Here is a 13,701-nt window from a genome sequence, read left to right as displayed (position 1 = left end):
TGGGCTGAGAAATGGCTAAGCGTATTGTTGTCGCCTTGGGCGGAAACGCCCTCGGCGCCAACCTTCCCGAACAGATGGAGGCCGTCAAGACGACTTCCAAGGCCATTGTCGACCTGATCGAGGAGGGCAACGAGGTCGTCGTCGTGCATGGCAACGGCCCCCAGGTGGGCATGATCGCCAATGCGATGGCCGAGCTCACGCGCTCTAACCCTCAGAAGTACATTCCCTGCCCGTTGTCCGTTTGCGGCGCCATGAGCCAGGGCTACATTGGCTATGACCTGCAAAACGCCTTGCGCGAGGAAATGCTCGACCGCAATATCGACAAGGGTGTCGCCACCGTGCTCACCCAGGTCGAGGTTGCGGCGGACGACCCGGCCTTTGCCGACCCGGTCAAGCCGATCGGTCCGTGGATGAGCGAGGCCGAGGCCAAGGAGCTGGAGGCCGACCGCGGCTATCAGTTCATCCACGACGAGAAGCAGGGCTTCCGTCGCGTGGTTGCCTCGCCCAAGCCCGTGAACATCGTCGAGCTCGACACCATCAAGTCACTCGTCGAGTCCAACCATGTGGTGATCTCCTGCGGCGGTGGCGGCATTCCCGTCACCAAGTCCCAGGGCAACCACCTTAAGGGCGCTGCCGCCGTCATCGATAAGGACTTTGCGGCCGAGAAGCTCGCTGAGCAGCTCGACGCCGATGCCCTGATCATCCTGACGGCTGTGGAGAAGGTTGCCATTGGCTTTGGCACCGACCACGAGCAGTGGCTCGACACGCTGACCGCTGCCGACGTTAAGCGTCTGTCCGAGGCCAACGAGTTCGGTCGCGGCTCCATGCTGCCCAAGGTTCAGGCCGCCTCGACGTTTGCCGAGAGCAAGCCGGGCCGCACGGCGCTCATCACGCTGCTCGAGAAGGCGCGCGATGGCCTTGCCGGCAAGACCGGTACCACGTTTACTGGCAACGCCGAGTAGGCATATCGTACTGATGTAGAGGAGGGTGTCCTGCGCTGCGGGATGCCCTCCTTTGTGTTACAGAGAGCCGAGGGGCGCTCGCTGGAAAAACGAGCGTGCGCCTGTTCCGACGGAGTGCGAGCTTGGTATGGTGGGTATAGCAACTATGGTGTCCAAGGCAACCAGGGGAGGTTTGCGAAGATGAAACTTGGTTGCGTCATTATGGCTTCGGGCGAGGGCAAGCGGTTTGGCTCTAACAAGATGCTTGCCGATATCTATGGCGAGCCGCTGATTGCCCGGACCATCGATTCGGTTCCCCGGGGCTTTGACGTTGTGGTTTCGACGCGTTGGTCCGAGGTTGCTCAGATTTGCGAGGACAAGCATTGCCCGTGCGTGCTGCACGAGGGCGAGCTGCGCAGCGAAAGCGTCCGTGCGGGCCTTTCGTGGGGAGTCGAACGCAACTGGAAAGGTTGCCTCTTTTTGCCGGGCGACCAGCCGCTTGTGAGCGCGGATTCTTTTGAGGCCATGGTTCGCGCGTTTGACGAGCGCGGCCGCAAACACCCGGTGCGCTTGGCGTGCAACGGTGAGCCTTCGAGCCCGGTGCTCTTTCCGGCGGAACTGTTCGATGCGCTTATGTGTCTTGAGGGCAAGGACGGCGGCGGTTCGATTCTCAAGGACCGCACCGACGTGGTGCTGGTCGAGGCGCGTGCCTACGAGCTGTGGGACGTCGATACCGCCAAGGGACAGCGACGCATAACGGAGCATATCGCGGCCTGCTCGTATTTTGATCGCGTGGCCAACTGTATGAATCAATAAGGAGCAACATGATCATCATCAAAAACGGCGCGCTCGTGACGCCCCAGGGGCTTCGCCGCGCCGATCTTGCCATGGAGGGCGATAAGATCGTGCGGATCGCCGCGGCAATCGAGCCTGGCGAGGGCGATACCGTCCAGGACGCCACCGACTGTTGGGTGTTCCCCGGCTTTATCGACGGCCACACGCACATGCAGTGCTGGACTGGCATGGATTGGACGGCCGATAGCTTTGAGACCGGTACGCGCGCGGCTGCCTGCGGCGGTACGACGACCATCGTGGACTACGCGACGGCCGATCGCGGCGTGACCATGCCCGACGCCTTGGCCGAGTGGCATCATCGCGCCGACGGCACCTGCACGGCAAACTACGCTTTTCATATGGCACTCGCCGAGTGGAATGAGCGCAACCGCGCCGATCTTTCGGCCATGCGCGAGGCGGGTGTATCGTCGTTCAAGACCTACTTTGCCTACGACCACCTGCGCCTGGACGATGCCGAGACGCTCGAGGTGCTGGAGGAGCTTAAGCGCGTGGGCGGTATCCTGTGCGTGCATTGCGAGAACGGCACGTTGGTGAATGAACTGCAGAAGCGCGTGTACGAACAGGGGATTCATGGGCCCGAGGGGCATGCGCTCAGCCGTCCGGACGTGTGCGAGGCCGAGGCCGTGAGCCGTCTGCTGTATCTGGCGCACCTGGCAGGGGACGCTCCGGTCAACGTGGTGCACCTTTCGACCAAGCTGGGGCTCGAGGCCATTCGCGCTGCCAAGGCGCGCGGGCAGAAGAACATCTATGTCGAGACCTGTCCTCAGTATCTGATGCTCGACGACACCTGCTATCTGGAGCAGGGAGAGGACGGCTTTGCGGGTGCCAAGTATGTGATGAGTCCGCCACTGCGCCATGCCGGCGACCGTGCGGCTCTGCGCGAGGCACTTGTGGCCGGCGAGATCGATACCATCGCCACCGACCACTGCAGCTTTAATCTGCACGGGCAAAAGGACCGCGGGCGCGACGACTTCCGCGCGATTCCCAACGGCGGGCCCGGCGTGGAGCATCGTCCCGTCGCGATTGCCACGAGCTTTGAGGGACAGCTGGGCCCCGAGGACCTCTGCCGCCTGATGAGCGAGAACCCGGCGCGCGTGTTTGGCATGTACCCGCGCAAGGGCTGTCTTGCCGAGGGCTCCGATGCCGACGTGTGCGTGTGGGATCCCCAGGCGCGCTGGACCATTCGCGCGGCGACGCAGCATCAGGCCGTGGACTACACGCCGCTCGAGGGCTTTGAGGCGCATGGCCGCGCCAGGGCCGTCTACGTCAACGGCGTGCTGGTGGCGCGCGATGGCGAGCCCACCGGAGCCCAGCCCGGTCGCTACGTGCCCCGCTAGCAGGGGGTGCCGCCAGGGTAGCTAATTTGGGACGGGGCTCTTTTAGCTACCCTGCCTACCTGATGATTTTCTCTCAACATGGGGTAGCTAAAAGAGCCCCGTCCCAAATTAGCTACCCCTGGAGGCTGGTGGCGACGACGGGACGGCCGAGGGCAGCCTCGAAGCGGTCGGCCATCGTGGGGTCGCTGAGCGCGTCGACTTGGTTGAGTATGACGTGCGCGGCGTCGAGCCTCAGCGCCTGCATCTCGGCATTGAGCACCTGGGCGACGCGCTCGGGCGTGGCGATGTCGGTGGTCTCGCAGCCGCAACGCTCGCAAAAGAGCGCGGGGCGGTGGACGGCTTCGTTGATGGGCTTGCCGAGCCCCGAGGCGCCAACGATCCAGACGATGTTGGCCGTGCCAGAGGGAATCACCGGCTCCCAGGCGGCGTGGGCCTTGAGCGGGAGCCGCTTGCTGCCGTCCGCCTCGGCCAAGACGTAGTTAAAGCGCTGTGCCAGCTTGCCGAGCGGCTCGGCGGGGGCGGAGAGCTTGCCCGTCTCGGGGTCCAAGACACCTGATTGGCAGATGCTTCCCCGCGCAAGGCCCGCGCAGGCCTCGCAGGTGCAACCGGGGACATGTGAGGCGCCCGGCTTCCAAGGTGCGGCGTCCAGGCGACGACTCGACCCGTCCCATGGCACGCCGGCGACGGGAAACATATGCGTGGTGGTGCAGAGGAGCACGCGGCCGCCCGCGCGCATAAGCTCAAGGCCGAGCGCCTTGAGCAAGGTCGACTTGCCACCGCTGCCGATAATTGCGGTGATGCCCGGCTCGAGCTTGAGCGCGGAGGCAAGGTTTCCGCTCGTCGTTTCCATCTGTTCACCGCCGTATAATACTTTGATAATAAATAATCATCAGAGTAGCGGTCGAACCGCTTTTGCTCTGCTCAAACCGTAGCACAGGGAGGTGCCCCGAAAATGCTCGTTTATGTTCGCGGCGCCGGCGATATCGCCACGGGCGTCGCCGCCCGTTTGGTGCGCGCCGGCGTGTCGGTTGTCATGGCCGATATCGCGGTTCCCACGTGCATCCGTCGCACAATCAGTTTTTGCGAGGCCATTCGCCTGGGCGAGGTTCAGGTCGAGGGCATTCGCGCTCGCTTGGCGCAGACGCCGGCAGAGGCGCTTGCAATTACCCAGGCCGGAGATGTTGCCGTTGTGGTGGATCCCCAGGCCAAGATGCTCGGCGAACTTAAGCCCGCTGCTGTGGTCGACGCGATCCTGGCCAAGCGCAACTTGGGCACCACGCGCGATATGGCGCCTGTCGTCATCGCCGTAGGACCGGGCTTTACCGCGCCGGTCGATTGCGATGCCGTGGTCGAGACCATGCGCGGGCATTTCCTCGGCCGCGTCATCACCCAGGGCTCGCCCCAGCCCAATACGGGCGTGCCGGGTGTCATCGCCGGCTATGGCAAGGAGCGCGTTATCCACAGCCCCGCCGCCGGCGTGTTTAGGTCCGACCATGTGATTGGCGACATCGTGAGTGCCGGCGATGTGATCGGGTATGCGGGCGACACTCCCATGGTCACGCAGATTGACGGCTGCTTGCGCGGCCTTTTGGCCGACGGCGTTCTGGTGACCGAGGGCTTTAAATGCGCCGACGTCGACCCGCGCGGCGATGCCAGCTATATCAACTATATTTCGGACAAGGCGACGTCGGTCGGCGGCGGCGTACTCGAGGCGCTCGCCATGTTCACCGACGTTTTTAGGGGATAGGAAGCGACGATGGAAAAGCTCGATGTGGTGAATGCTGCGCTTGGCGCTCTGAAGGCCGGTAAGACGTGCGAGCTGGTGGTAGTTGCCGGCACGGCAGGGTCATCGCCGCGCGGCGTGGGCGCCTGGATGGCCGTCTTTGCCGATGGCAGCCAAGCGGGCACCATCGGCGGCGGTAAGATTGAGCTCCTTGCGCTGGACGAGGCGCGCGAGCTGTTGGCCGCAGGGCAATCGCGTCTGGTCCGCTACACCATGGGCGGCGAGAACTCCGATACCGGCATGATCTGCGGCGGAGCCATCTGCCTGTGCTATCTGCACCTGGATGTATCGCGGGCGCCGTTGTTCCAGTCGGTTGCCGACGTCTTGGCGTATCGACGCATCGGCGACTTCGTCATCGACTTTGAACCGTTTATCGCAAGCGCGCTCGAAAGCGACGCTGCCGAATACCATGGCGAGGAGTCGCGCCGCACCATTGTGGGTTGCCCCGGGCTTTCGCTGACGGAAGAGGGGAGTAAGGTCACCTACACCAACGCCGCCTCCGAGATTCCCCCGGCGCACATCGAGACGCTTTGCCCCGAGGGCCTGACCTACATCTTTGGCTGCGGTCACGTGGGCGCCGCGACGGCGCGCGTGCTCACGGCGGCGGGCTTTGCCGTCGTGGCGTGCGATGACCGCCCCGGCACGTTGACGCCCGAATGGGTACCCGGCGTCTACGACCGTCGTCTGGTCGACTACAAGAACCTGGACGAGCAATGCCCCATCGGTCCGCGCGATCTGGTAGTCGTCGCCACGGCGGGCCACAAGTCCGATATCGATGTGGTGATTCAGGCCTTGCGCGCCAAGCCCGCCTATTTGGGTTGCCTGGGTTCGCGCCGCAAGACGGCCTTTGTGCGGGCTCGATTGGAGCAGGAAGGCTTTACGCAGGACCAGATCGACGAGCTGCACCTGCCGATCGGCGTTGCCATTCAGGCCGAGGACCCCGAAGAGATCGCCATCTCCATCGCCGCCGAGATGATCCATCTGCGTCGCACCAAGCTCGTCCCCCGCAAGCGCTAGTCGCATCCCAGGGGTAGCTAATTTGGGACGGGGCTCTTTTAGCTACCCTGCCTGCTCGATGATTTTTCTGGGACGGGGATTAAAAAATCATTCTGAAAGCAGAGCTTTGTCGCTGAGTAGTCAATTTGGGACGGGGCTATTTTAGCTGCCCCGTCCGTCAATCAACCTAACCGTCGTGCCACCAGCCGGGGTAGCTAAAATAGCCCCGTCCCAAATTGACTACTCGCCAATCGCATACATGACAGAATAATTTTTTAATCCCCGTCCCAGAAAAATCATCTCGAGGCGTTCGCTCACTGTTGGGTAGCTAAAAGAGCCCCGTCCCAAATTAGCTACCCCAACCCTCTGCCGCATGCGGGTCAAAATGTTACCTGTGCCATAGGAGTTTGGCGCCCATCGTCTGGTGTTCGATCCAGCGGCGTGCGCCGTGGTGGGCGTTGTGGCCATCGTGAACGCCGTGCAGGTTATGGGAGAGTTTGCCGCCGTGTCCTCTGCTGCGCTCGATACCCCCGCGACCGATAGTCAGATCTCGGGCGGATTGATCGCCAATGGTCTCGTCAGTATGCTCTCGGGCTTTTTGGGCGGCGTCCCCACGGCAACCTTTGGCCAGAATGTGGGCATCATCGCCGAGAACAAGGTCGTCAACCGTATGGTCTTTACGCTCGCAGCCGCCATTCTGCTCGTCGCGGGCCTGCTGCCCAAGTGCGCGGCAGTGCTCACGTCCGTTCCGCAACCGGTGATCGGCGGCGCCACCATTGGCGTGTTCGCAACCATCGGCATGAACGGTGTGGTCATGTTTTCCCGCCACGGCCTGTCTCAGCGCGATACCACGCTCATGGGTCTCTCTATCGCCTTTGGCACGGGCATTGAGCGCACGGCCGGCGCGCTTGCTGGCGCTGGATTCCCCGCATGGGTCGACACCGTCTTTGGCGGATCCTCCATTGCCGTCGCCGCACTTGTCGCCGTCGTCCTCAACCTGGTCCTGCCTCGCAAAAAATAACGCCCCATATATGAGTTGCGGTGAAATACGGATTGTTTAAGCCTGTTAGGCCGTCAAACAGCCCCTATTTCACCGCGACTTCCATTTTGATCCCCTGGGGGCGGAGGAAAATGGATCACTCAGAGGGCCAGGCGACCCAAGTGATCCGTTTTCCTCCGTCCCCTAGGGACCCATTTGTGCGAGGGAGTTGTGGAGTTGTGCAGGCAGACGATGTTTTTCTGGAAATACGCACCCAATGCGCGTATAGTACCGATTGTTTTGTCGGCTCCTGCTGCGTCGATTCCAAACCGCGAAATGCCATGAGCGGCGCGGATGCAGTCAGGAGGCACGAGGACAACCCGCCGTGGCCACGCCCCGTGCTTAAAACCCCAAGAAGGAGTGAACAATGGCAGAAGAGAAGTATGTGCCGCGTCTGAAGGCCAAGTACAACAACGAGGTCAAGCAGCAGCTTCAGGACAAGTTCCAGTACGAGAACGTCATGATGATCCCCAAGTTTGAGAAGATCGTCGTGAACATGGGTGTCGGCGAGGCCGCTACCGATTCCAAGGCCATCGACGGTGCCGTGCGCGACCTGCGCGCCATCACCGGCCAGCAGCCGATGATCACCCGTGCCCGCAAGTCCATCGCTACCTTCCGCCTGCGCGCTGGTATGCCGATCGGCTGCAAGGTTACCCTGCGTGGCGACCGTATGTGGGAGTTCTTCGATCGTCTGACCTCCGTCGCTATCCCCCGTATCCGCGACTTCCGCGGCATCTCCGCCAAGAGCTTCGACGGCCGTGGTAACTTCTCCATGGGCGTCACCGAGCAGCTCATCTTCCCCGAGATCGACTTTGACTCCGTCGATCACCAGCGTGGTATGGACATCACTTTCGTGACCACCGCCAACACCGATGAGGAGGCCAAGGCCCTTCTGGACGCCTTTGGTTTCCCGTTCAAGAAATAGGTTCACCTGCCCTATAAGCGCCGTTCCCACAAGGGGACGGCGCTTGGGGCGAACAATACTCTATGTGAGGAGGATATAAGTGGCTAAGACATCGATGATCGTCAAGTGCAATCGCAAGCAGAAGTTCTCTACTCGTGAGTACACGCGCTGCCAGCGCTGCGGCCGTCCGCACTCTGTGTACCGCAAGTTCGGCCTGTGCCGTGTCTGCTTCCGCGAGCTTGCACTCAAGGGCGAGCTTCCCGGCGTTAAGAAGGCCAGCTGGTAAGTCACTACCAGCGTTTCAAGCATCCGTTTGGAACAGGGAAAACGTGCTAGTTAGGCTTTGCCGTTAAGGGCGGCGAAGAACCAAGAGCACGTGTTCATCAAGAACGAAGGAGAATCTGTATGAACCTTACAGACCCGATCGCAGATATGCTTACGCGCATTCGTAACGCTAACTCTGTGAACAAGGCCACGGTCTCCATGCCGAGCAGCAAGAAGCTCGTCGAGATCGCTCGTGTTCTGCACGAGGAGGGCTACATCGAGGGCTACGATGTCGAGGACACCGTTCCCCAGAAGACTCTGCACATCACGCTTAAGTATGGTCCCAAGAAGGCTAAGGTCATCAACGGCATCCGCCGCATTTCCAAGCCGGGCCTGCGTAAGTACACCGGCGTTGCCGACATGCCCCGCGTCCGCGGTGGCCTTGGTACCGCCATTATTTCCACCAGCCATGGCGTCATGACCGACCGCGATGCTCGCAAGCACAACGTCGGCGGCGAGATCATCGCTTACGTCTGGTAATTCGCTCGGTAGGTAGAAGGAAAGGAGATCACCGTGTCTCGTATCGGTAATAAGCCTGTCCAGATTCCCGCCGGAGTCGAAGTGGCAGTCAACGGCAACAACGTTGTCGTCAAGGGCCCCAAGGGCCAGCTCGAGCTCGATGTCTATGAGAAGCTCGCTATCAATATCGAGGACAACGTCCTCACCGTTTCCCGTCCCGACGACGAGCGTGAGACCCGTGCCCGCCATGGCCTCACCCGCGCCCTCATCCACAACATGGTTGTTGGCGTTTCCGAGGGCTTCGAGAAGAAGCTCGAGCTCGCCGGCGTCGGTTACCGCGTGCAGCAGAAGGGCAAGAACCTCGAGTTCTCCCTGGGCTTCTCGCACCCCGTGATCGTCGAGGCTCCCGAGGGTATCACCTTCGAGGTTCCCGACAACACCCACGTGAACGTCAAGGGTATCAACAAGCAGCAGGTCGGTCAGATCGCCGCTGAGATCCGCGGCCACCGTCCTCCCGAGCCTTACAAGGGCAAGGGTATCCACTACGTTGGCGAGCACATCCGCCGCAAGCTGGGTAAGGCCGCCAAGTAGTCGTAACCGACTCACTCGCATAAGACCAGCACCCCGTTAGGTGCTGGCAAGATCAACCTTTTTAGGAGTTTACGTATGAACAAGCATAAGGCGAAGCTGGAAGGCCTCAAGCGTCGTCAGCGTCGTGTTCGCGGCAAGATCTCGGGTACCGCCGAGCGTCCGCGTCTTCGCGTGACCCGTACTAACGCCAACATCTATGCCCAGATCATCGACGACAGCAAGGGCTCCAGCCTGACGCTCGTCTCTGCCTCGACCCTCGAGGCCGAGTTCAAGGGCACCCACACCTCGAACAAGGAGGCTGCGGAGAAGGTCGGTCAGCTCGTTGGCAAGCGTGCCATCGAGGCCGGCATCACCAAGGTCGCCTTCGATCGCGGTGGCCGTATCTACCATGGTCGCGTCAAGGCCCTCGCCGACGGTGCTCGTGCCGCCGGTCTCGAGTTCTAGGAGGTATGTAGCACATGGCTCGTAATCAGAAGCAGCAGCGCGAGGCCTCCGAGTTCGAGGAGCGCGTCGTTTACATCAACCGCGTGTCGAAGACCGTCAAGGGCGGTCGTCGCATGAGCCTCGTCGCTCTCGTCGTCGTTGGCGATGGCAAGGGCAACGTCGGCGTTGGCATGGGCAAGTCCGCTGAGGTGCCCATGGCCATCTCCAAGGCGTCTCTCGATGCCAAGAAGAACATGTTCCACGTGCCGGTGACCGAAGAGGGCACCATTCCGCACGAGGTTATCGGCCACTTTGGTGCCGGCCGCATCATCATCAAGCCCGCTGTCGAGGGTACCGGCGTTATCGCCGGCGGCGCTGTGCGTCCCCTCTTTGAGCTTGCTGGCATCAAGAACGTCCTGTCCAAGTCCCTCGGTACCGACAACGGCCTCAACATCATCAAGGCTGCCGTCGAGGGCCTCAAGGAGCTCTCCAGCCCTGAGGACGTCGCGGCTCGCCGTGGCCTGACGGTCTCCGAGATGTTCGTCGGTAAGGAGAACTAAGCATGGCTGACACCATCAAGATCAAGCAGGTCCGCAGCACCAACGGTTGCAAGCAGGACCAGGTCCGTACTGTCCGTGCCCTCGGTCTCCACAGGATCCGCGAGGTTCGCGAGATTACTGACAACGAGTCCGTCCGCGGCATGATCTTCAAGGTCAAGCACCTTGTCGAGATTGTAGAGGAGTAGCAAATGCAGCTTCACGATCTTACTCCCGCGCCCGGTTCCACCAAGAACCGCAAGCGCGTTGGCCGTGGCAATTCTTCGGGTCACGGCACCACTTCTGGCCGCGGCCAGAAGGGCCAGGGCTCTCGCTCTGGCGGCACCAAGGGTGCCGGCTTCGAGGGTGGCCAGACTCCGCTGGCTATGCGCCTGCCCAAGCTTCCGGGCTTCCGCAACCCCCGTCGTATCGAGTACACCGCTGTTAACGTTGAGCGTCTCGAGCGTAAGTTCGAGGATGGCGCTGTGATCGACGGTGCTGCTCTTAAGGCCGCTCGCATCACCAAGAGCGAGTTCGAGCCCGTCAAGGTGCTCGGCAATGGTGAGCTTACCAAGAAGTTCACGGTCAAGGTCGACAAGGTCAGCGCTTCTGCGCAGGCCAAGATCGAGGCCGCCGGCGGAAAGGTCGAGCTGCCGTGCTAAATGGTCTTAAGAATGCTTTCCGCATCAAAGAACTGCGCGAAAAGATTCTTTTTACCATAGCTATGCTCGTCGTGTACCGCATTGGTGCGCACGTTCCTGTGCCCGGCATTCCCTTCCAGGGGATGCTGGGCCTTTTCTCGACCGATAACAATTCGGTCGCCGCAGGTGCTATGGCCCTCCTGAATCTTTTCTCTGGCGGCGCGTTGAGCTATGTGTCGGTGTTTTCGCTGGGCATCATGCCTTACATCACCAGCTCGATCATCCTCCAGATGCTCCAGGCCGTTGTGCCTTCCCTGCATGAGCTTGCCCGCGAGGGCGAGGTCGGTCAGACCAAGATTACGCAGTATTCGCGTTACCTCACCCTGGCTCTGGCAATCCTCAACTCCGTGGGCTACCTCTTCCTCTTTAAGAGCTTCGGCATCAGCTTTAATGGCGCCGCCGCTCCCGAGATCATCTTCGACCTCATGATCGTCGGCACGCTCACCGCGGGCGCCATGCTGATCATGTGGATAGGTGAGCTCATTACCCAGCGCGGTATCGGCAATGGCATGTCGCTGATCATCTTTGCGAACATCATGGCCGGTCTGCCGCAGGCGATCTTCTCCAGCACCGAGGGCAATGGCGGTGGCATCATCACTATGGTGATCATCTGCGCCATCATCCTGCTGGTTATCCCGCTGATCGTTTTCCTTGAGCGCGGCCAGCGCCGCATTCCGGTCTCCTACGCTAAGCGCGTCGTGGGCCGTCGCATGATGGGTGGCCAGACCACCTACCTGCCCATCAAGGTCAACACCGCGGGTGTCGTGCCGATCATCTTCGCTTCGGCGCTGCTGTACTTCCCGGCTCAGGTTGCCGTGTTCTTCCCCGGCATCGGCTGGATTCAGGCAGTTGCCTCTGCGCTTTCGACCGGTTGGCTCAACTGGGTGCTTAACGTTGTCCTCATCGTGTTCTTCGCGTACTTCTACACCTCCATGGTGTTCAATCCCGATGACACGGCCGACAACCTTAAGAAGCAGGGCGGCTTTATTCCGGGCGTTCGTCCGGGTAGGGCTACCGCGGCCTACATCAAGAACGCGCTCAACAAGATTACGCTTCCCAGCGCTGTCTTTTTGGCGCTCATCGCCATCGTGCCTTCGATCATCTTCTCCTTCACGGGCAATCAGCTGATCCAGGCATTTGGCGGCACGTCCATCCTCATCATGGTCGGCGTCGTGCTCGACACGGTCGACAAGCTCGAAGGCCAGATCAAGATGTATGATTACGATGGATTCTTTAAATAGGCTAGAGGAGGATTGCTCATGAACCTCGTATTGCTCGGAGCTCCGGGTGCCGGTAAGGGCACCGTTGCACAGGAGCTCGTCGCCGAGTTTGGCGTCGCCCACATCTCCACGGGCGACCTGCTGCGTGCTGCCGTCAAGGGTGGCACCGAGCTTGGTATTCAGGCTAAGAAGTACATGGACGCTGGCGAGCTCGTTCCCGACCAGCTCGTGATCGACCTTGTCAAGGAGCGCCTTGCCGCCGATGACGCCCAGCAGGGCTTCATCCTCGACGGCTTCCCGCGCAACACCGCCCAGGCTGTGACGCTCGATTCCGAGCTCTCCGCCATGGGTCGCGAGATCGACTGTGCCCTTCTGGTCGACGTGGCCCCCGAGGTCATCATCGATCGTCTGTCTTCGCGTCGAACCTGCCGCGCCTGCGGTTACACCGGCACTGCTGCCGATGTTACCTGCCCCAAATGCGGCGGCGAGATGTATCAGCGCGACGACGATAAGCCCGAGACCATCAAGAACCGTCTCGACGTCTACGAGAAGTCCACGAGCCCGCTTGTCGATTACTATCGTGGCCAGGGTCTGCTCAAGTCGGTCAACGGTGACCAGGCTCGCGAGACCGTATACGGGGATGTCAAAGAGGCCCTCGGTCTATGATTAAGATTAAGTCTGCAACGCAAATCGAGCAGATGAAGAAGGCAGGAGCGCTATCTAAGATGGCGCTCCGCCACGTTGGAGCCATGGTGCGCCCCGGCGTTTCGACTTTTGAGCTCGATCAGCTCGCGGAGCAGATTATCCGCATGCATGGCGGCACCCCGGCCTTTAAGGGTTACGGCGGGTTCCCGGGGACCATTTGCGCATCGATCAACGATGCCGTGGTCCACGGTATTCCCAACCCCGATATGATCCTGCGCGATGGCGATATCATTTCCATCGATACGGGAGCCGTTGTCGACGGTTGGGTTGGCGATAACGCATGGACGTTTTTCGTCGGCACCCCTACGCCCGAGGCCAAGGCCCTGTGCGAGGTCACGCGCGATTGCCTTAAGGCTGCCATTGAGCAGGCTGTTCCCGGTAACCATATCGGGGATGTTGGTTATGCCGTCCAGTCCCTCGCCGAGTCTCACGGTTATGGCGTGCTTCGTGACTATGTGGGCCATGGCATTGGCCGCGTGATGCACGAGGACCCCAACGTTCCTAACTATGGAAAGAAGGGGAGGGGCGTTCGCCTCCAGGCCGGTATGGTCATTGCCATCGAGCCGATGGTAACGATGGGTTCCAACCATGTGAGCACGGGCTCCGACGGTTGGATCGTCACCACCAACGACCACCTGCCCGCCGCGCACTACGAGAACACCGTCGCCATCACCAATGACGGTCCGGTGATTCTCACCACCGATGCGCAAGGATCCTGGTGTTCGCTCCAAGGCGGAGAAATGTAAAAGTCGCCGCCCCCTGATGCCCATCCTCGCCTTTCAATTTCGAAGGCATGACCCCAAGGTCTATGCCTTCTCATTTCAAGGCGATCTTGGGCATCAGGGAACGGCTTTGTTTTACATTTCAAATGTAACAAGTTCCACGTA

The 13,701-nt window shown here is 61.0% G+C and carries 18 protein-coding genes; 17 read left to right on the top strand and 1 reads right to left on the bottom strand.

The features are described 5' to 3' along the window. Positions 1–11: 11 nt before the first annotated feature. The 3 genes from arcC to hydA all read left to right on the top strand — a co-directional run bounded on the left by arcC (position 12) and on the right by hydA (position 3,133). Positions 12–962, top strand: a complete 951-nt coding sequence (gene arcC / locus ACTQW0_RS06615) for a carbamate kinase (protein ID WP_441567424.1) — start codon at positions 12–14, stop codon at positions 960–962. Positions 963–1,142: 180 nt separating this feature from the next. Further along, positions 1,143–1,757: a nucleotidyltransferase family protein gene (locus ACTQW0_RS06610; protein WP_441567422.1), complete on the top strand. Its 615-nt coding sequence runs from the start codon at positions 1,143–1,145 to the stop codon at positions 1,755–1,757. Between the two features lie 8 nt (positions 1,758–1,765). Continuing rightward, on the top strand, positions 1,766–3,133 hold the full coding sequence (gene hydA / locus ACTQW0_RS06605) for a dihydropyrimidinase (RefSeq protein WP_441567420.1): 1,368 nt from the start codon (positions 1,766–1,768) through the stop codon (positions 3,131–3,133). A gap of 112 nt (positions 3,134–3,245) precedes the next feature. Here hydA and yqeC read toward each other — a convergent pair whose 3' ends face one another. Then, the gene (gene yqeC, locus ACTQW0_RS06600) at positions 3,246–3,983 is read right to left on the bottom strand and encodes a selenium cofactor biosynthesis protein YqeC (RefSeq protein WP_441567418.1); all 738 of its coding nucleotides are present in this window, start codon (positions 3,981–3,983) and stop codon (positions 3,246–3,248) included. 102 nt (positions 3,984–4,085) lie between these two features. Between yqeC and yqeB the strand changes: the two genes are divergently transcribed. From yqeB to map, 14 genes are all read left to right on the top strand, one after another. Continuing rightward, a complete protein-coding gene (yqeB, locus tag ACTQW0_RS06595) occupies positions 4,086–4,880 on the top strand; it encodes a selenium-dependent molybdenum cofactor biosynthesis protein YqeB (RefSeq protein WP_441535670.1) in 795 nt (264 codons plus the stop codon). Between the two features lie 9 nt (positions 4,881–4,889). Further along, positions 4,890–5,933, top strand: coding sequence for an XdhC family protein (locus ACTQW0_RS06590; protein ID WP_441057657.1), 1,044 nt, complete (start codon positions 4,890–4,892; stop codon positions 5,931–5,933). 403 nt (positions 5,934–6,336) lie between these two features. Continuing rightward, positions 6,337–6,933 carry a solute carrier family 23 protein gene (locus tag ACTQW0_RS06585; protein WP_441567415.1) on the top strand — a complete coding sequence of 199 codons (597 nt, stop codon included), beginning with the start codon at positions 6,337–6,339 and terminating at the stop codon, positions 6,931–6,933. Between the two features lie 385 nt (positions 6,934–7,318). After that, entirely contained in the window at positions 7,319–7,876 is a 558-nt protein-coding gene (gene rplE, locus ACTQW0_RS06580) for a 50S ribosomal protein L5 (protein WP_154516073.1), read from the top strand. A gap of 79 nt (positions 7,877–7,955) precedes the next feature. Continuing rightward, positions 7,956–8,141: a type Z 30S ribosomal protein S14 gene (locus tag ACTQW0_RS06575; RefSeq protein ID WP_022094280.1), complete on the top strand. Its 186-nt coding sequence runs from the start codon at positions 7,956–7,958 to the stop codon at positions 8,139–8,141. A gap of 119 nt (positions 8,142–8,260) precedes the next feature. Further along, the gene (gene rpsH / locus ACTQW0_RS06570; RefSeq protein WP_006235262.1) at positions 8,261–8,659 is read left to right on the top strand and encodes a 30S ribosomal protein S8; all 399 of its coding nucleotides are present in this window, start codon (positions 8,261–8,263) and stop codon (positions 8,657–8,659) included. Between the two features lie 33 nt (positions 8,660–8,692). Beyond that, positions 8,693–9,229 (top strand): 50S ribosomal protein L6, encoded by a 537-nt coding sequence (gene rplF, locus ACTQW0_RS06565; protein ID WP_370450587.1) that lies wholly within the window; start codon positions 8,693–8,695, stop codon positions 9,227–9,229. Positions 9,230–9,304: 75 nt separating this feature from the next. Then, the gene (gene rplR, locus ACTQW0_RS06560) at positions 9,305–9,673 is read left to right on the top strand and encodes a 50S ribosomal protein L18 (protein ID WP_118270231.1); all 369 of its coding nucleotides are present in this window, start codon (positions 9,305–9,307) and stop codon (positions 9,671–9,673) included. Between the two features lie 14 nt (positions 9,674–9,687). Further along, complete coding sequence (gene rpsE / locus ACTQW0_RS06555) at positions 9,688–10,212, top strand: 30S ribosomal protein S5 (protein ID WP_154516070.1); 525 nt, start codon at positions 9,688–9,690, stop codon at positions 10,210–10,212. Between the two features lie 2 nt (positions 10,213–10,214). Further along, entirely contained in the window at positions 10,215–10,397 is a 183-nt protein-coding gene (rpmD, locus tag ACTQW0_RS06550) for a 50S ribosomal protein L30 (protein WP_154516067.1), read from the top strand. A 3-nt stretch (positions 10,398–10,400) separates the two neighbouring features. After that, positions 10,401–10,850 (top strand): 50S ribosomal protein L15, encoded by a 450-nt coding sequence (rplO, locus tag ACTQW0_RS06545; protein ID WP_006235267.1) that lies wholly within the window; start codon positions 10,401–10,403, stop codon positions 10,848–10,850. After that, complete coding sequence (gene secY, locus ACTQW0_RS06540; RefSeq protein ID WP_370450586.1) at positions 10,844–12,130, top strand: preprotein translocase subunit SecY; 1,287 nt, start codon at positions 10,844–10,846, stop codon at positions 12,128–12,130. Before rplO ends, secY begins: the two co-directional genes overlap by 7 nt. Before the next feature lie 18 nt (positions 12,131–12,148). Beyond that, the gene (locus ACTQW0_RS06535; protein ID WP_347486596.1) at positions 12,149–12,775 is read left to right on the top strand and encodes an adenylate kinase; all 627 of its coding nucleotides are present in this window, start codon (positions 12,149–12,151) and stop codon (positions 12,773–12,775) included. Beyond that, entirely contained in the window at positions 12,772–13,560 is a 789-nt protein-coding gene (gene map / locus ACTQW0_RS06530) for a type I methionyl aminopeptidase (RefSeq protein ID WP_329738298.1), read from the top strand. Before ACTQW0_RS06535 ends, map begins: the two co-directional genes overlap by 4 nt. Positions 13,561–13,701 lie beyond the last annotated feature (141 nt).

Source organism: Collinsella sp. LCP19S3_B7, from assembly GCF_052121795.1.
GTDB lineage: Bacteria > Actinomycetota > Coriobacteriia > Coriobacteriales > Coriobacteriaceae > Collinsella.
Note: the sequence above shows the minus strand (reverse complement) of the source record. Positions and strands in the feature narration are given on the sequence as shown.